The sequence below is a fragment of the Gloeocapsopsis crepidinum LEGE 06123 genome, from assembly GCF_015207655.1.
In the GTDB taxonomy this organism is placed as follows: domain Bacteria; phylum Cyanobacteriota; class Cyanobacteriia; order Cyanobacteriales; family Chroococcidiopsidaceae; genus Gloeocapsopsis; species Gloeocapsopsis crepidinum.
Map to the genome: position 1 here is coordinate 58085 of NZ_JADEWN010000021.1, position 16963 is coordinate 75047.

Annotated in this window: 18 protein-coding genes; 14 read left to right on the top strand and 4 right to left on the bottom strand. The window is 43.8% G+C overall.

Annotated features, from left to right (window positions below):
- Positions 1–21 precede the first annotated feature (21 nt).
- From psbB to IQ230_RS10550, 9 genes are all read left to right on the top strand, one after another.
- Positions 22–1578: a photosystem II chlorophyll-binding protein CP47 gene (gene psbB, locus IQ230_RS10510; RefSeq protein ID WP_193931951.1), complete on the top strand. Its 1557-nt coding sequence runs from the start codon at positions 22–24 to the stop codon at positions 1576–1578.
- Positions 1579–1713: 135 nt separating this feature from the next.
- Positions 1714–1812, top strand: a complete 99-nt coding sequence (locus IQ230_RS10515) for a photosystem II reaction center protein T (RefSeq protein ID WP_015188476.1) — start codon at positions 1714–1716, stop codon at positions 1810–1812.
- Positions 1813–1950: 138 nt separating this feature from the next.
- The gene (gene nrdR / locus IQ230_RS10520) at positions 1951–2463 is read left to right on the top strand and encodes a transcriptional regulator NrdR (RefSeq protein ID WP_193931952.1); all 513 of its coding nucleotides are present in this window, start codon (positions 1951–1953) and stop codon (positions 2461–2463) included.
- A 165-nt stretch (positions 2464–2628) separates the two neighbouring features.
- Positions 2629–3645, top strand: a complete 1017-nt coding sequence (locus IQ230_RS10525; RefSeq protein ID WP_193931953.1) for a 30S ribosomal protein S1 — start codon at positions 2629–2631, stop codon at positions 3643–3645.
- Between the two features lie 177 nt (positions 3646–3822).
- Entirely contained in the window at positions 3823–4545 is a 723-nt protein-coding gene (locus IQ230_RS10530) for an HAD family hydrolase (protein WP_193931954.1), read from the top strand.
- Positions 4546–4683: 138 nt separating this feature from the next.
- Entirely contained in the window at positions 4684–5946 is a 1263-nt protein-coding gene (gene metK / locus IQ230_RS10535) for a methionine adenosyltransferase (protein ID WP_228054743.1), read from the top strand.
- Positions 5947–6202: 256 nt separating this feature from the next.
- On the top strand, positions 6203–6598 hold the full coding sequence (locus tag IQ230_RS10540) for a hypothetical protein (protein WP_193931956.1): 396 nt from the start codon (positions 6203–6205) through the stop codon (positions 6596–6598).
- A gap of 35 nt (positions 6599–6633) precedes the next feature.
- Positions 6634–7107, top strand: a complete 474-nt coding sequence (locus IQ230_RS10545) for a type II toxin-antitoxin system VapC family toxin (protein WP_193931957.1) — start codon at positions 6634–6636, stop codon at positions 7105–7107.
- 3 nt (positions 7108–7110) lie between these two features.
- The gene (locus IQ230_RS10550; protein WP_193931958.1) at positions 7111–7338 is read left to right on the top strand and encodes a hypothetical protein; all 228 of its coding nucleotides are present in this window, start codon (positions 7111–7113) and stop codon (positions 7336–7338) included.
- A 33-nt stretch (positions 7339–7371) separates the two neighbouring features.
- Here IQ230_RS10550 and IQ230_RS10555 read toward each other — a convergent pair whose 3' ends face one another.
- The 3 genes from IQ230_RS10555 to IQ230_RS10565 form a co-directional block, all read right to left on the bottom strand.
- Entirely contained in the window at positions 7372–7881 is a 510-nt protein-coding gene (locus tag IQ230_RS10555; protein ID WP_193931959.1) for an MAPEG family protein, read from the bottom strand.
- Positions 7882–8014: 133 nt separating this feature from the next.
- The gene (locus tag IQ230_RS10560) at positions 8015–9520 is read right to left on the bottom strand and encodes a phytoene desaturase family protein (protein ID WP_193931960.1); all 1506 of its coding nucleotides are present in this window, start codon (positions 9518–9520) and stop codon (positions 8015–8017) included.
- A gap of 126 nt (positions 9521–9646) precedes the next feature.
- Positions 9647–10153, bottom strand: a complete 507-nt coding sequence (locus IQ230_RS10565; RefSeq protein WP_193931961.1) for a DUF6653 family protein — start codon at positions 10151–10153, stop codon at positions 9647–9649.
- A gap of 155 nt (positions 10154–10308) precedes the next feature.
- On the opposite strand from IQ230_RS10565, the gene IQ230_RS10570 reads away from it, so the two are divergent.
- Positions 10309–11298: a helix-turn-helix domain-containing protein gene (locus IQ230_RS10570; RefSeq protein ID WP_193931962.1), complete on the top strand. Its 990-nt coding sequence runs from the start codon at positions 10309–10311 to the stop codon at positions 11296–11298.
- A 2-nt stretch (positions 11299–11300) separates the two neighbouring features.
- Here IQ230_RS10570 and IQ230_RS10575 read toward each other — a convergent pair whose 3' ends face one another.
- Positions 11301–12170 carry an Rpn family recombination-promoting nuclease/putative transposase gene (locus IQ230_RS10575; RefSeq protein WP_193931963.1) on the bottom strand — a complete coding sequence of 290 codons (870 nt, stop codon included), beginning with the start codon at positions 12168–12170 and terminating at the stop codon, positions 11301–11303.
- A gap of 207 nt (positions 12171–12377) precedes the next feature.
- Here IQ230_RS10575 and IQ230_RS10580 point away from each other — a divergent pair, with 207 nt between their 5' ends.
- From IQ230_RS10580 to IQ230_RS10595, 4 genes are all read left to right on the top strand, one after another.
- Positions 12378–14747: a TonB-dependent siderophore receptor gene (locus IQ230_RS10580; protein WP_228054744.1), complete on the top strand. Its 2370-nt coding sequence runs from the start codon at positions 12378–12380 to the stop codon at positions 14745–14747.
- A 387-nt stretch (positions 14748–15134) separates the two neighbouring features.
- Positions 15135–16103: an ABC transporter substrate-binding protein gene (locus tag IQ230_RS10585; protein WP_322742374.1), complete on the top strand. Its 969-nt coding sequence runs from the start codon at positions 15135–15137 to the stop codon at positions 16101–16103.
- Positions 16104–16106: 3 nt separating this feature from the next.
- On the top strand, positions 16107–16484 hold the full coding sequence (locus tag IQ230_RS10590) for a DUF1636 family protein (RefSeq protein ID WP_193931964.1): 378 nt from the start codon (positions 16107–16109) through the stop codon (positions 16482–16484).
- Complete coding sequence (locus IQ230_RS10595; RefSeq protein WP_193931965.1) at positions 16481–16642, top strand: hypothetical protein; 162 nt, start codon at positions 16481–16483, stop codon at positions 16640–16642. The genes IQ230_RS10590 and IQ230_RS10595 overlap by 4 nt, the downstream gene beginning before the upstream one ends.
- Positions 16643–16963: the final 321 nt, after the last annotated feature.

Genomic DNA, 16963 nt, shown 5'->3' on the forward strand with positions numbered 1-16963 from the left:
ACCCTTGGAGGATCGTAGTCGATGGGACTACCCTGGTACCGAGTACACACAGTCGTCTTGAATGATCCAGGGCGATTGATTTCTGTACACCTCATGCATACTGCGCTTGTCGCAGGTTGGGCTGGTTCTATGGCCCTGTATGAATTAGCAATTTTTGACTCCAGCGATCCGGTTCTCAACCCCATGTGGCGGCAGGGAATGTACGTGCTGCCCTTTATGGCACGCTTAGGCGTTACCGGTTCCTGGGGAGGCTGGAATGTTACAGGGAGTGCTGTAACTGACCCTGGAATTTGGTCATTTGAAGGCGTTGCTGCTGCCCATATTATTCTATCTGGGCTGTTATTCTTAGCTGCCGTTTGGCACTGGGTTTACTGGGACTTGGAACTGTTTAGAGATCCGCGCACTGGCGAACCCGCGCTTGATTTGCCGAAAATGTTTGGCATCCACTTGTTTTTATCTGGTCTATTGTGCTTTGGTTTTGGTGCGTTCCACCTTACCGGACTATTTGGTCCAGGAATGTGGGTGTCTGACCCATATGGCTTGACTGGTAGCGTTCAACCTGTAGCGCCGGAATGGGGACCTGCAGGGTTTAACCCCTTCAACCCTGGTGGCGTAGTGGCACACCACATTGCTGCTGGGATCGTTGGTATTATTGCTGGCTTATTTCACCTTTCAGTACGACCACCTGAACGGCTGTACAAAGCCTTACGGATGGGTAATATTGAAACTGTACTTGCTAGCAGTATTGCCGCAGTATTCTTCGCTGCCTTTGTCGTTGCTGGGACTATGTGGTACGGCAACGCGACTACACCAATCGAATTGTTTGGTCCTACCCGTTATCAATGGGATGATGGTTATTTCAAACAAGAAATTGACCGTCGTGTACAAGCGAGTGTAGCAGAGGGAGCTTCTTTATCTGAGGCTTGGGCAGAGATTCCTGAAAAGCTTGCCTTCTACGACTACATCGGTAATAACCCTGCTAAAGGTGGTCTATTCCGTGTAGGTCCGATGAATAAAACTAATGGCGTTGCTTTGGGTTGGTTGGGTCATCCGGTCTTTAAAGATGCAGAAGGGCGTGAATTATTTGTCCGTCGGATGCCTGCATTCTTTGAAACTTTCCCTGTTCTGTTGACTGATGCAGATGGTATTGTCCGTGCTGACATTCCTTTCCGTCGGGCAGAATCTAAGTACAGCTTTGAGCAAGCAGGAATCACCGTTAGCTTTTATGGCGGTGAGTTAGGCGGACAAACTTTCACAGATCCAACCGATGTGAAAAAGTATGCTCGTCAAGCTCAATTAGGTGAACCCTTCTTATTTGATGGCGACCAAAGCACCAGATTTGGCGATCTTGGAATCGCTCAGCCTGATGGTGTATTCCGTACTTCTCCTAGAGGTTGGTTTACTTTTGCCCACGCTACTTTTGCTTTGTTATTCTTCTTTGGTCATCTCTGGCATGGTTCGCGGACAATCTTCCGCGACGTATTTGCTGGAATTGAAGCAGATCTAGAAGAACAAGTCGAGTTTGGTTTGTTCCAGAAATTGGGCGATAAGACAACCAGAAAGAAAGAAGCTGTTTAGTGCTTCAACATAAATTGTAAAGAACGGTAAATAATTGCTGTGGCAACCATAGCCTTAGTAGTTTTTTAAACCGTTCTTTTCTTTTGCTTGGTAAACTATCAATATCAGCTCAGCTTGTAATTAGAAAATTGTCCTATGGAAAGCGTTGCTTACATTTTAATTCTTGCCTTGGCAATCGGAACTCTGTTCTTTGCGATCGCCTTTCGCGAACCCCCACGCATTCAAAAGAAATAGTCATCCCTTTTAGTTCTAGCTAGGGATACAAGTGACAACCGCTGCTACCGATTGTGATAGTGGCGGATTGTTTGCATTTTGCCTTGTATTAAGGTAAATAAAGTCTTAAGAGTAAATTCTTTTAAAGATGCGTTTTTTATGCGCTGTCCATTCTGCCAACATCCTAATCATCGGGTGTTGGAATCACGAGTAACAGAAGCAGGACAAAGTATCCGCAGGCGACGTGATTGCCTCAATTGTCAACGTCGCTTTACGACCTATGAGCGTATTGAGTTTCTCCCCATTACAGTTCTAAAACAAAATGGCGATCGCGAGTGTTTTGATCGCTCAAAACTTCTGCGAGGCATGGTTCAAGCATGTCACAAAACAGGTATTTCTACAGTACAGCTCGAAGCATTAGTAGATGAAATTGAATCTGAGCTTCAACAACGCACTTCACGCGAAGTGACTAGTCTAGAAATTGGAGAATTAGTTTTGCACCATCTCAAGTCACTTAGTGAGGTAGCTTACGTTCGATTTGCTTCGGTATATCGTCAATTTCAAAGCATTCGTGATTTTGTAGATACTTTAGAAGATCTATCGCACCGTAACAGTTCCTCCGCTGACATTACAGCAGAAGCCATCAACGATTATGAATTTACTCATTCGTAACAATCAGGTATAATGGAGGGTCTGAATACTTGTGCGTATAGATTTGGCTTTCCTACGCTAGGATTAATTAAAGATGTAGGTGTAAAGCGCTGTTAAGAAGTAGCGTGCATATACATCGATAGGAGGCATAAACTTACGGAGACTAAATACCAGGAACACATTAGCATGGTCAATCAGAAACAAACTGTCGCAGAAATTGGTTTTACTCACGAGGATTTCGCTGCTCTACTCGATAAGTACGATTATCATTTTAGTCCTGGGGATACGGTAGCTGGGACAGTATTCAGTATCGAGCCTAGAGGCGCTCTGATTGACATTGGTGCGAAAACAGCGGCATACATCCCCATTCAGGAGATGTCAATTAACCGCGTAGATTCCCCAGAAGAAGTTTTACAGTCAAACGAAACACGGGAATTCTTTATTCTTACCGATGAAAATGAAGATGGTCAGCTAACGCTGTCAATTCGCCGGATCGAGTATATGCGGGCGTGGGAACGGGTACGCCAGTTGCAAACCGAAGATGCTACTGTGCGCTCTAATGTCTTTGCAACAAACCGTGGTGGAGCATTAGTTCGCATTGAAGGTCTGCGGGGCTTTATCCCAGGATCGCATATCAGTACTCGTAAACCCAAGGAGGACTTAGTCGGCGAAGAACTCCCGCTAAAATTTTTAGAAGTAGATGAAGACCGCAACCGCTTGGTTCTTTCGCATCGCAGAGCCTTGGTTGAACGCAAGATGAACCGCCTAGAAGTCGGCGAAGTTGTGATTGGTACCGTACGCGGAATTAAGCCTTACGGTGCATTTATTGATATTGGTGGCGTGAGCGGTTTGCTGCATATTTCTGAAATTTCGCACGATCACATTGATACGCCCCATAGTGTGTTTAACGTCAATGATGAAGTGAAAGTTATGATCATTGATTTAGACGCTGAACGCGGTCGGATCTCCTTGTCTACGAAGCAGCTAGAACCAGAACCAGGAGACATGATTAAAAACCGTGACCTGGTGTACGATAAAGCTGAAGAAATGGCTGCTAAGTATCGAGAGCAGATGCTTGCTAAACAACAAGGAATAACTCTAGAAGAAGCTGAAGTATTGGAAGAGGAAATTCCGGCTGCTACAGAGGAAGAAATTCCTACAGCTAGTGAAGAAGAAATTCCGGCTGCTATTGACGAGGAGTAAGTCTATTGCTGCGGAATAAGTAACAGTAATTCATACTTGATAACAAGAGGGTTGATCCCTCTTTTTTTATGAACAGGAGCAGAGCCATATCCAGGTGACAACAGATTCATCTACTTCAGCCCACTAGATCGTCCCAATACAGCAAAGATAGAGCAATCTTAAAAGTGAGGTGATTTTTTGGTCACAATTCAGTGCAAAAATGTAACTTTTCAAAATATCCAAGCAATCATCTTTGATAAAGACGGCACGCTGGAAGATTCTGAAGAATATTTACGTTCTTTAGGGCAAAAGCGATCGCGCCTCATCGATGCCCAAATTCCAGGAATCGGAGAACCTTTATTAATGGCATTTGGAATTAATGGCGATCGCCTCGATCCAACAGGATTACTTGCCGTCGGTAGCCGTTACGAAACTGAAATTGCCGCAGCAGCTTACATTGCTGAAACAGGGCGGGGGTGGTTAGAGTCACGGGCGATCGCGCACAATGCGTTTATGGAAGCCGATCAAGTGATTGGGACAACACCTTCACCCTTATTTGTCGGTTCATTAGAAGTCTTACAGGATCTATCGCAAGCAGGTTTAAAACTAGGAATTCTTTCAGCAGCTTCTACACAGCGCGTAAAAGCCTTTGTGGAATGCCATAAGTTGCAAGACTACGTGCAATTGCAAATGGGAGTTGATCAAGGATTGAGTAAACCCGATCCGGCGTTATTTATTCAAGCTTGTCAAAAATTAGGAGTCGCACCTCAGAATACCTTGATGGTAGGAGATTCGATAGGTGATATCGAAATGGCACGCAATGCTGGTGCAGCAGGGTGTATTGGGATTTCCTGGAGAACTGCTACACATTTACACTCAGCCGATGTCGCGATCGCGCAACTTAATGAAATTCAGATTTGACAATCCGACTAAATGTTCGCCGACTTCTGCGATCATCCTTTATTCTTAACTTATCCGTATATTAGAGATGTTGTGATGATGGCAGACTAACATCATACAAACATCGACACTAATACATCATAAGTTAAGGAGATGCCTTTGTCTCGTCGTTATTTTTTTACTTCTGAATCAGTCACAGAAGGACATCCAGACAAAATCTGCGATCAAATTTCTGACACGATTTTAGATACGCTACTAGCACAAGATCCTGCTAGCCGCGTTGCAGCAGAAGTTGTAGTCAATACTGGTTTAGTTCTGATTACCGGAGAAATCAGCACCACAGCCCACGTCAACTACGTTGATATTGCGCGGAAGAAAATTGCTGATATTGGCTATACCGATGCTAATAACGGCTTTTCAGACAATAGTTGTGCGGTTTTAGTCGCTTTAGATGAACAATCGCCTGATATTGCCCAAGGTGTGAATACAGCACACGAAAGTCGGCAACAAGATAGCGAAGAACAATTCGATGCGATTGGTGCTGGCGACCAAGGTATCATGTTTGGCTTTGCTTGCAACGAAACACCGGAACTGATGCCATTACCGATCAGTCTGGCGCACCGGATTTCCCGCCGCCTTGCTGCTGTACGCAAAACAGGAGATTTAGCTTATTTACGTCCTGATGGGAAAACACAAGTTACTGTTGCTTACGAAGATGGACGTCCAGTCGGGATTGATACAATCCTCATTTCTACTCAGCATACCCCTACAATCGGTGACATCACTGACACCGACGCTGTACAAGCCAAAATCAAATCTGATTTATGGACAGCGGTAGTAGAACCTGTTTTTGCCGATATAGCGATTAAGCCTAACGACAATACGCGCTTTTTAGTGAATCCTACTGGTAAGTTTGTCATTGGTGGTCCACAGGGCGACTCAGGACTCACTGGGCGAAAAATTATTGTGGATACCTACGGTGGTTATTCGCGACACGGTGGCGGGGCTTTTTCAGGCAAAGATCCTACAAAAGTAGACCGCAGTGCGGCTTATGCGTGTCGTTATGTGGCTAAAAATATTGTTGCTGCTGGGTTGGCAGAAAAGTGTGAAGTACAACTGAGTTATGCGATCGGCGTCGCACGACCAGTGAGTATTATGATAGAAACCTTTGGTACTGGCAAAACTGAAGAAGACCGCTTGCTAGAGTTAGTCAAACAACATTTTGAACTACGTCCTGCAGGTATTATCCATGCTTTCAACTTACAAAAGCTGCCATCTGAACGAGGCGGACGTTTTTATCAGGACGTCGCAGCTTACGGTCATTTTGGACGCACCGATTTAGATTTACCGTGGGAACGCACCGATAAAGCTGATGTGTTGAAACAAGCTCTTTCTCAGCCACTTTCAGCCACAGTTGGATAAGTAAAAGTGATGAGTGGCTGGTGTGTAGTGACTAAAGCGAAGCCAGCCACTTACTAAAATAATCTGAGTGGCAGCGCAATATTTTCTAAATGTGTGGCAGTGATGTTATGCCGTTCGCTCTAATTACTTGCTAGACCACTGAATCTGATCTTGGTTGGGAAGAGTGGTTTTTTTTGGATCGAAAAAACCAAGTCCAATGCCTTATGTAGTAAAACATTGAGGTAATGTCATAGCTAGCTTGTAAGGAGTGTCGGTTATGAAGTTTTGGAGAGTCTGGGCAATTCTCCTCGGCTTATCTTTGATGGTTGGCGAGACTATTCGCAGCTGGGGGCAGGGGCGAAACCAACTTTTTGTTCTAGATGACTTCTTCGTAGGATTACCACTTGTTGTAACAGCAATCCTCATGGCTCGACCATCCGTTCCTCGCCTTTGTGCCTTCTCGTCCTCATTTGCTGCAAGCGCAGGTATGCTATACGGGAGCTTCTTTGAAAAGCTTGTTGACTTGTCCAAACCAGCGTCGAGTAACATTGAAATTCGACTGCTAACTGCCTTAATTGGTTTGGCATTCACATCCTCAATGCTAGGCATATTTGGGAGTATACGTGCATCTAGTAGCGTGGGTATCAGGAATATTAAAATTACGTCGTCGTAACTTTGCCTAATCAGACGGCTTGCAGTTTGCTGAGTATGAGTGAAACTGTCTACATTGAAACCAGTATCTTAGGTTACCTCACTGCCAGATCAACCAAAAATTTAATTTTGGCAGCAAATATAGAGATAACTAGAGACTGGTGGGAGTCTCGTCGAAGTGCCTTTACCCTGTATACCTCGGAGGCAGTTCTAGAGGAAGTGGCACAGGGGGATGGGGCGATCGCCACGCAACGACTGGAGATTCTGCGCGATTTGCCCTTGCTGATGTTGAACCAAGATGTACAGGGTTTAGCCGCACAACTCCTAATTCGGAGCAATCTACCTCCAAAAGCGAAAGTTGACGCAATCCATATTGCTGTCGCAACTGTCCACGGCATGGATTATCTGTTAACGTGGAATTGTAAGCATATTGCCAATGCTCAAATTCAGGGAAAGTTGGCAGAGGTTAGTCTCGATTTTGGCTATGTGCTGCCCGTCCTTTGCACACCTAACGAACTCATGGGAAATTAAGTCATGTGGAAAGACGAGATTGTCGAAGAGATCCACCGCATTCGTGAAGAGTATGCAAAGTCCTTTAACTATGATTTAGATGCAATCTTTGCAGATCTACGCAAAAAGGAAGCAGAAAGCGGCAGAGAAGTCGTGAACTTATCACGTAAGCCCAGTCTAACAACTCGTTGGAGCGGACGAGTGAAAGATCTCGATGAGGATGCAAAGGATACTAGCCACCGATCAACTTAACCGTAAGACTGCTTGAACCGTCGGTGAGCTTTGTTACGACAAGACTCCAACTACACCGTAATAAACACAAATACTAGCACCAACTAAATACACCAACCAAGTCAGAAAAAAACCAATAGCACGCCCTGGTGATGGTCCATAGGTTTTAATTAATCCCCACGCATGGGCAATTCGTCCTATAATCAATGCACTTCCAAGCAGCCATATCAACAAAGTCGGCAATTTCATTAACTCCAACGCGACAAGAAACAGCAACCCCAGTGGTACATACTCGCTAAAATTGCCAAAAGCACGGACTTTTCGCTGCAATACTCCGTCATCGCTCGTTTTGGTTGCAACTGATTTTTGCGTGTAGTTTTCGACAAAAGCTGCCCATTTGCTAGGCTTATCGAGGTAGTTGGGCTGGGTTGTTACCTCTTCTTTTGACCCTCCATGCCATACTCTAGTACTGATTCGCTCCATGACCACAATGTAAGACAGTGCAAAAGCCATGAAACCACTAAGTCCGATAAAAAGCGTTGAAATAGGAATAGGATTATGCATTGAGGCTTATGTAACTCCTGCCCTTCATTGTGCCAGGTAGTCAACGATTGGCAAGGGCGATCGCTTCAACATCAAGTCAATGCGCAATGGCTGATAGATTTTCAATGAACTCCGCCACCGAAATGTTACGGTGTTAATAACTAGAAAGGATTTCGGCTGTTTGTTGGGGTGTCACTAATGTATTTGCACACAAAATGCCTGAAGCAGCAACTGCAGGAACGCCAATTCCTGGCATTGTGCTATCGCCAACGCGGTACAATCCAGGTATCGGTGTGGTAGTTCCAGGAAACATCCTTTGACCTGCGGCGATCGCTGGTCCATATGTACCTTGATACCGTCGTAAATAATAAGCATGGGTTAATGGCGTACCAATAAGTTCTATAACAACTCGTTGCCTAATGTCAGGAATTATGCGTTCTAAAGCATTGTATAAAGATTGCGCTCGCATTTTTTTCTTCTCTTCATAACGATCATCGCGCTGCCAATTGCTGTAAGGTTCTAATGTGTAAGCGTGAATGACATGATGACCTGGTGGCGCAAGCGTCGCATCCCATACCGAAGGAATCGAAATCATACAAGTGTTACCTGGTTCAGTAATATCCTGTTGTGTATCGTGAACGACGACATGATGACCTGTCAAATGCTCTAAACCCTCAGATTTGATACCGAGATGGAGATGCATAAAGCTATCTACCGCTGATGTTTTTAACGAAGCTTGGCGATAGGAACTCGGTAAATCTTGCGATCGCAACAAATTATTGTAAGTATCCCAAATTGAAGCATTGGAAATAACTACAGGTGCTTTAAGGACTTCACCGTTACGTAAGCGCACCCCAGCAACTTTACCAGACTCCACCACAATTTGCTCGACATGAGTTCCCAAGCGCAATTCACCACCGCAGCGCTTAAGTCCGCGTACTAAAGCATCAACGATCGCCCCACTACCTCCGACAGGATAATCTACTCCGATGTGCGATCTCTCTCCCAACATAAACGCAACTTCTGGAGCGATCGTGCCATGCGCTTTTAAACCAGAAAGTAAAAAGCATTCTAAGTCAATCAGCCTTCGTACCCAAGGATCTTGTACTTCGCGATCCATCACTTGCCCTACAGAACTTTGAATTGTTCCTAGATGGGGTAGCATCTTTAGTACAGATGGCAAGTATTTTAATAAAGTCGGAATCAGTTGCCAATCTGCCCTTAAAGCGAGTGTGGGAATACCTTGTAAAGCTTCGTACAGTGGGAGCAAGCGTTGCGTAAATTGCTGTAGTTCGCTTGCACCTTGGGGAGTAATTTGGGCGACTGTCTCAAGATACTGGTCAATTGCGCTATAAACTGCAAAAGTCCCTTCAGGAAAGTGGTAGTGTCCTAGTGGGTCATACGGGATAGACTGTATTGATTCTCCTAACACGTCTAGAACTTGTCTTAAGGGATTGTAACTGTTTGGATTACTCAAACCGCAGTAAAACGAAGGACCTGAATCAAAGGTAAATCCGCGACGTGAGAAACTGTGTGCTGCACCGCCAGGGATGTTGTGACTTTCGCAGACAATAACTCGTTTGCCATAACGCGATAATAAAGCCGCAGCGGTTAATCCGCCAATTCCGCTACCAATGACGATAACATTGCTATCTTGCATGGAGATACTTAAATATAACTTGAGCCTGGCGACTGAAGTCGCGGCTTCATGAACCCTGTCCACCTTCGTGGACTAATGCAAAAGATTTCTAGCTGCGGTTTCAACCTAATCAGCTCTTTTCTATAATCAGTACAACCAGCTACGATATTCTGCATTGGTGTCTTTCATATCTTCGTACAGCCAAACCATACGATCTATAAACCACAGTTTACCAAGATAAACAACGACGGTTCCTAGCAGTGTAGACCAAATATTGAAAGTAACTAAACCATAAATAACGAATAGCATACCCGTGGTAGAAACAATGCTGAGAATACTGGGTATGCGGCGATGATGCTCTGGTACAGGAATTTTGTCTCGGTTTAACCAAACGCGTTCGCCAAGTACAGCTTTTGCAGCCCAGCTATTTGTTGAAGCGGGTGGCGGGAAAATTCGTGGATTTATCCACATCCAGACAACTACTATACTAATCGGAATGAGCGATCGCCAACCTAACCAAGCACGGCTCCAAATTGCCAGGATGAGTAGCGGTAAAACTGTAAACCGCGTCCCAACACTCCAAGGATTAGCATGACGCGCCCAGGTATCATCACTCATGCTAAAGGCGGCTGCGATTTTGCTTTCTAGAGTCATCGATCGACCCTTGTATCATCCTCTCGATCCTAACTAATGTCGGGAGTCAGTAGCGATCGCATTCCACACCAACATCAAATGACTATCTGTGCAATAATACTGCAAACAATTCTTATTTAGCAGCAATTTTATTTATCAAGTTATACTAACGCGCTATGACCATCATTGTTTCAGAGCAAACTTTGGGGGAACTGTGGCAAGAAGCCAATCCAACACTACAACACGCCGACGCATCAGATCCTTTTGATGTCATTCGGAATTATCCATCTAAGTTAGGACAAGGTTTTCGACGCAACATTGAGTATCAAGAAGGAATCGAGATTAGAATTGATGACTATCAACTGCACGATAATGTCATTGAGAAGGTTGATGTACACGAACATCCTATCCAGTGCGGATTTCTTCTCTCTGGAAACTACAACAATAATGATGAACAGGTTTGTTCTGGGTTGTATTGGTTTTGCGGAAGTGGATTTTCAACAGGTGGCTTGTGCGAGGAATTAAGACAGCAGCGGATCTCATCTATCAACATTCATATCGAACCAGAATTATTCCACTCGTATATTGCTAAATCAACCGAACAAATTCCTCCAGAGTTAATTCATCTATTTAAGCAACCACATCAACAATATTTTTATCGTTATGGGAAAGTGACACCACAAATGCAGATTGCTTTACAGCAAATTCTGCAATGTCCGTATGCAGGAATTACCAAACGCTTGTATCTCGAAAGCAAGGTGATGGAATTACTCGCGTTGATGGTAGAACAGGAAATTGAAATTCAACGAGGTGAACGCTGTCGGTTAGTTTTAAAACTCGATGATGTCGATCGAATTCATCAAGCACAAACGATTTTGCAGCAACGTTTAGACAATCCACCTTCGCTCATTGAGCTAGCGCGTTTAGTAGGATTAAACGATTACACGCTCAAACGCGGATTTCGGCGGGTATTTGGTAAAACGGTGTTTGGTTACTTGCACGATTATCGCCTAGAGCAAGCACAGCAATTGTTAGGTTCGGGTGATTTCAGGGTGGAAGAAGTGGCGCGAATGGTAGGGTATCGCGATCGCAGTGCGTTTACTAAAGCCTTTTGCCGCAAGTTTAGTGTTAGCCCGAACAACTATCGCCAAGCTAAACGCAGATAAAATTAGTCATTCGATTGCGCGATATTTGGATTGAGCGATCGCGCTTGTAACCAAGCCTGTAACTCAGCTAAACTTGTAAAATCTAACAAAGCTTCACTTAATTCTTCGAGAACAGGCAGCGGTAAACTAGAGATTGAGGCATGTAGATCGTTCGAGATTTTGCCAAATCGCTTACTCAACTGTCGAATTGTCAAATTTACTGCTTCTTCCTGTTGTCCTTCTTCCTTAATATCTTGGTAAAGCCGTGTTTTCTTGAGCGCTATTCCCAGCATCGATTCTACCTCGGTTCGATTTAGTCGTTCAAACTTGTATGCGATGATCGTTGTAATCATCTCTATTATCGCTTGTGAAGTCGATGGAGGTACTTGTTGACGAGTCTTTGCTAACAAATACCTAGCTTGTTCAAGTGCTTGGGCTTTGTTTAATGTTGTCAGTACCATCAATGCTACTCCCACTGACAAAGAGCGAATATCGCCGAGTTCATCAAGATACACACGATGTACTTGTCCGCCATTGAGGAATGAGCGATGCGGATAAAGATCACTTTGCTCAACATTTCGTGCGGGGTAGATGATTACAGCTTGCCAGTCACTAAATCGAGCACGGTTGCGGTAAAAGTATAACGATGATTCAGCAATGACTCGTTCATAGAGCATCTCATCTTTTTGAAACTGTACTTCGCAGAAATACACAACTCCTACACCGTCGTTTTCAGGGGGTAAAAATACGCCATCAATTTCAAACTTGGGTTCTTTGACAGCAACGGAGTCAAAGCGATATTCTGACGCATTTGGAGGGCGATTTGTCAATAGTTCAAATAACAGTGTGGGGGATTGTTGAAATAGTTGATAAAAGATTGAGTCGCGGCGCATCCAGGTGTTGATTTACTTGCTTATTCTACGATCGCATCTCATCACACTTTCTTCCAGAAATTTGCTTAACTTCGGTTAGTTTTAAAATTTGATAAAACCACGACTATCGCTAAGCTAAACGCAAATAAAAAATTCCGGTTCAACCACAAAAATATTCCGGCTCAACCACAAGCGATCGCGCATTGCCATATTAAACCTGATAAGTTCATGAGAAGCTTTCTCAGTAGTTTTAGGTGGTTGTGTGGTGTCGGGAGTTATGTTGTATCGCTTTTTTCTACGGCTAGCGGCTTAGAAATTGTGCTGGAAACTGTAGCAGGACTTTCGATTCCTGAAACTTATGTTGTCGATAATGCCTTAATCGCTGATATTCCCAATGCGGTATTCATACCACCGCATGGATTTCAACAAGAAAATCCAGCGGAAGGAATTGCAGCGGTATCAGTCACGAATCTGCCAAATAATTTTGTGCGTGTGGCAATTACAGGTTTCGATGCACCGCCAATTGCAGATGTACGAACTGAAGCACAGGGCTTGGTGTTGAGTGTTGTAGTAGAAGAACCTGAGGATGAGGCAATTGAGATTATCGTGACAGGAGAACAGGATACGGGATATTATGTGCCGAATGCTTCAACCGCAACGCGAACTGATACTCCGTTACGCGATATTCCCCAATCGATTCAGGTTGTGCCAAACGAGGTGCTACAAGATCGCGGCATTGTGGAACTGCGCGATGCATTAGAAAACGTTGCTGGCGTACAACAACAAGGTACTAGAGGAACGGGTCAAGGGGGAGATACCTTTACAGTTCGCGGTTCTGGCTTTTTTACTGAAACTTTTAGAGATGGCATCCGCTACAACTTAATCAGCCCAACCGAAACTAGCGATATTGAACGAATTGAAGTTTTAAAGGGTCCGGCTTCGGTGTTGTTTGGTCGAGGAGAACCAGGTGGAATTATCAATTTGATTCCGAAGCAACCTCTAGATACACCGTACTATGCTGCCTCGTTCACTGCCGGAAGTTTTAGCACATACCAAGGGCAATTAGATATTTCGGATCCACTCAATACGTCCAGAACACTAAAGTATCGCTTGAACGTTTTCTATGAAAACTATGGTAGTTTCCGCGATTTTGTCAACGGTGAAAGGTTGGCGATTAGCCCTAGCGTAACTTGGGATATTAGCCCCAACACCTCGCTGAATTTTAATGCTAAGTTCATTCCCACACAACGAGAAACGATTGATAACGGCTTGCCAGTTATTGGCGATCGCCCTGCGGATTTACCACGCGATCGCTTTTTAGATGAACCTTTTACAGAACAAACGCTTGATGCCTTTAGCCTTGGTTACACTTTAGATCACCGCTTCAATCAAAATTGGTCAGTTCGCCATGCTTCACAATTTGTCCGTCAAACCGATACTAGACTGTTTACAGCTTTTGACGCTTTAGATGAAACTACAGGTGAGTTAGCCCGTGAGGGACGATTTATTGACGGTGATTATCAAAGATTTCAAACCAACACCGACTTGATTGGTGAATTTACCACAGGTTCAATTCAACACAGGCTTTTGTTTGGCATTGAGTACTACAGTGGGTTTGAAGATCCATCGTATCAGTCAGTTCCTTATCCATCGATTAATATCTTTAATCCGGTTTATACAAGACAGCGCTTTGCATTGGAACCAGACTTTTTCCGAGACGATCATTATTCGGGAGTTGGCATTTACCTGCAAGATCAGATTGATTTGTTGCCAAATTTAAAACTACTAGCAGGCTTGCGGTTTGATAGTGCTTACCAGTTCGCGAGTGAACAAGATGCAGGACAACCGCGCAACGATTTTGAGCAAACAGATATTGCTTGGACACCCCGCGTTGGCATTGTTTATCAGCCTATTGAACCTCTATCCTTATATGCGTCCTATACGCGATCGTTTAACCCGACATTTCCAAGCTTCCGCAATGCTGATGGTACTCCCTTCGAGCCGGAAACGGGTAGACAATTTGAAGTCGGCTTGAAAGCAGATTTATCCGATCAACTCAGCTTAACGTTAGCAGCGTTTGATCTGCGAAAGCAAAATGTTGTCACTGCCGATCCGAACGATTCTTTGTTCTCAATTCAAGTTGGGGAACAAACCAGTCGCGGGATTGAATTGAGCTTAGACGGAGAAATTTTGCCTAGTTGGAATATTACCGCATCCTATGCTTACCTCGATGCTTTTGTGAGTGAAGATAATACCCTACCAGTAGGTAATCGGTTAGCAAATATACCTTACAATCAGTTGAGCTTATGGACAACTTACAGTATTGAGGACGGTGATTTTGAAGGATTAGGCTTTGGTTTGGGGTTATTTTACGTAGGCGATCGCGTTGGCGATATTGATGATACGTTTCGCCTGCCAAGCTATTTTCGTACCGATGCTGCACTATTCTACAGACGCGACAATTGGCAAATGCAGTTAAACGTTCAGAACCTCTTTGATGTAGAGTATTTCACCTCTGCTAACTATGGCTCTCGAACTGGTGGTGTGAATGTCGGTAGACCATTTACAGTGCAAGGCACGATTTCTGTACAGTTTTGATTTCCAGGTGAGGAGGCTGAATTAAGGTAGTAATCGTTGAGTAACTTGACAGCTGATAGCCCCCTAAATCCCCCATCCTGGGAGACTTTGAGCAGTTTATAACTCCTTCACCTCCTCTTAATCCTCCTGCGAATTCAGAGATAAGGAAGAACGTTTGTTCACGAGGTTAAAAAGCAAAGGGTAATATTTTGAGGTTGAACCGAATTTTGATATACATCATAGTCATTCAGGCAAAAATCTTTCTAAATCCCCCATATTTGGGGGATTTAGGGGGCGAGAAGACTTGCGTATAAACTGTAGCCCACAATTGGAGAGTAAATCATATTTTAATCCAGTCACACCGAGATTGATTTGTTGTGATAATTGCCTGAAGCTATGAGAAAAAGCGTGAGTAATTGGCGTTGGTTGATGCAGTGGTGCTTTTTAGTGATAATTACTGTTCTAATTACGGTCAGTTGTGGTAATAATCAGGCTCAGCAAACCGCTTCTTTTGATGCCAAGTCGAGCGATTCATCTTGTCGAATCATCCAACACGCAATGGGGGAAATTTGTGTTCCTAACAATCCGCAGCGGGTTGTTACACTTTCTACAGAAAATCTCAGTAACGCAATTGTCTTGGGTATTAAACCCGTTGGGAGTGCTACTTCTTTTGATACAACACTTCCCAGCTATTTACAAGATAAAACAGAGGGAATTACAACCATAGGAACAGATGAACAACCTAGCATAGAAGCGATCGCACTGCTAAAACCTGACTTGATTCTAGGTTTAAAAAACCCTCATGAAGCCATTTATCCTCTACTTTCAAAAATTGCCCCGACTGCACTATATGATTGGCAAAGTGATGAAACTTGGCGAGATCAATTTAGTTTTGTAGCTGAAGTGTTAGGGAGACGAGAAGCGGCTCAACAAGCTTGGAATCGGTACTATCAAAGAATTGAAGACCTCAAACTTGCGTTGGGCAATAACTACCAAAACAAAACAATTTCCTTTGTCTATTATTACTTTGGTCGCTTGGGCAGCGATACTACAAACTCATTTGTTGGTTCCATTCTCAATGATGTTGGTCTAAAGCGTCCTCCATCGCAAGAAGTTGTTGCTCCTTATGGAAGCATTGAATACTCTGAAGAAGAATTAGAACAGCTTGATGGTGATTTTTTATTTTTAACAGCTTTTTCAGATAATGATGAGGAGAGCCTCAAACGACTTCTACAAAAACCGCTTTTCAAGCAACTCAAAGCCGTCCAGCAAAATCATGTATATTTTGTAGATAAATTAACTTGGGTAGGATGGAATTTATTTGCTGCGGATGCCGTCATTGATGACCTATTCAAATACTTAGTCAACACACCTTAAGCTATGCACAAACATACTTTACTTGTCTGTAAATCTTGTAACCGTTCTTCTGAAGAATTGCCAGAAAATCAACCGGCTGACGGAACTCGTTTAATCGAACAACTCAACGCCTTAGGTGTTGAACAAATGTATTCCCTGGATCTGAGAATTCAGCCAGTAGGATGCTTGTGGACGTGCGGTTCTCCCTGTGCCGTTGCTTTTTCCGCGCCTGGTAAACCTACTTATCTATTTACCAATGTACCTGCGGATGACACCGCCGCTGCGTTACTTCAGTTTGGCGAACTGTATTTGAAGAGCAAAACAGGTAATATCCCTTGGCAGCAGTTTCCGCAAGTGTTACAAGAAGTGAGTATTGCCAAGATTCCAACAATGAGTCGATGAGCAAAATGTGGTGCGATCGCACGAAGCGCAGCACTAGAAAAATGCGATCGCACCTAAAACCTTGGCTACTATCTAGACTCGGTAATAGCGCCACTTCGACATTAGATGCATTAACAAAAATTACTAGTCAACTCCAACGCTTCATTGACATTAGATAGCCGACCACTTAGAGAGTATAGGTTAGATCTTTATATCTGCATAGAAATACTTATAAAGATGCCAAAGTTTTGTAAAATTCTGTAACAAAAACAACAATTTCTCCGTAACTTGCACCGCAGGGATGAAGAATCATTCGTTGGGTTGCGCCTCAAGGCGTACAACACATCGGCAATTAACGTCAGTTCGGGATAAGAAAAGGAGGGGGCAAGTAAGCTGAAATTAAGTTAAACCATTCAGCGCCCCGTCCTATGTCTAGTTTAGAAGCATTGTTTTGTGAGGTCGATGATTTTTGCACATATTTTGAACCTCAGTGGCATAGG

Coding starts and splice junctions, on each gene's coding strand:
- psbB (WP_193931951.1), top strand. CDS start 22: ATGGGACTACCCTGGTACCGAGTACACACAGTCGTCTTGAATGATCCA.
- IQ230_RS10515 (WP_015188476.1), top strand. CDS start 1,714: ATGGAAAGCGTTGCTTACATTTTAATTCTTGCCTTGGCAATCGGAACT.
- nrdR (WP_193931952.1), top strand. CDS start 1,951: ATGCGCTGTCCATTCTGCCAACATCCTAATCATCGGGTGTTGGAATCA.
- IQ230_RS10525 (WP_193931953.1), top strand. CDS start 2,629: ATGGTCAATCAGAAACAAACTGTCGCAGAAATTGGTTTTACTCACGAG.
- IQ230_RS10540 (WP_193931956.1), top strand. CDS start 6,203: ATGAAGTTTTGGAGAGTCTGGGCAATTCTCCTCGGCTTATCTTTGATG.
- IQ230_RS10545 (WP_193931957.1), top strand. CDS start 6,634: ATGAGTGAAACTGTCTACATTGAAACCAGTATCTTAGGTTACCTCACT.
- IQ230_RS10550 (WP_193931958.1), top strand. CDS start 7,111: ATGTGGAAAGACGAGATTGTCGAAGAGATCCACCGCATTCGTGAAGAG.
- IQ230_RS10555 (WP_193931959.1), bottom strand. CDS start 7,881: ATGCATAATCCTATTCCTATTTCAACGCTTTTTATCGGACTTAGTGGT.
- IQ230_RS10560 (WP_193931960.1), bottom strand. CDS start 9,520: ATGCAAGATAGCAATGTTATCGTCATTGGTAGCGGAATTGGCGGATTA.
- IQ230_RS10565 (WP_193931961.1), bottom strand. CDS start 10,153: ATGACTCTAGAAAGCAAAATCGCAGCCGCCTTTAGCATGAGTGATGAT.
- IQ230_RS10570 (WP_193931962.1), top strand. CDS start 10,309: ATGACCATCATTGTTTCAGAGCAAACTTTGGGGGAACTGTGGCAAGAA.
- IQ230_RS10575 (WP_193931963.1), bottom strand. CDS start 12,170: ATGCGCCGCGACTCAATCTTTTATCAACTATTTCAACAATCCCCCACA.
- IQ230_RS10580 (WP_228054744.1), top strand. CDS start 12,378: ATGAGAAGCTTTCTCAGTAGTTTTAGGTGGTTGTGTGGTGTCGGGAGT.
- IQ230_RS10590 (WP_193931964.1), top strand. CDS start 16,107: ATGCACAAACATACTTTACTTGTCTGTAAATCTTGTAACCGTTCTTCT.
- IQ230_RS10595 (WP_193931965.1), top strand. CDS start 16,481: ATGAGCAAAATGTGGTGCGATCGCACGAAGCGCAGCACTAGAAAAATG.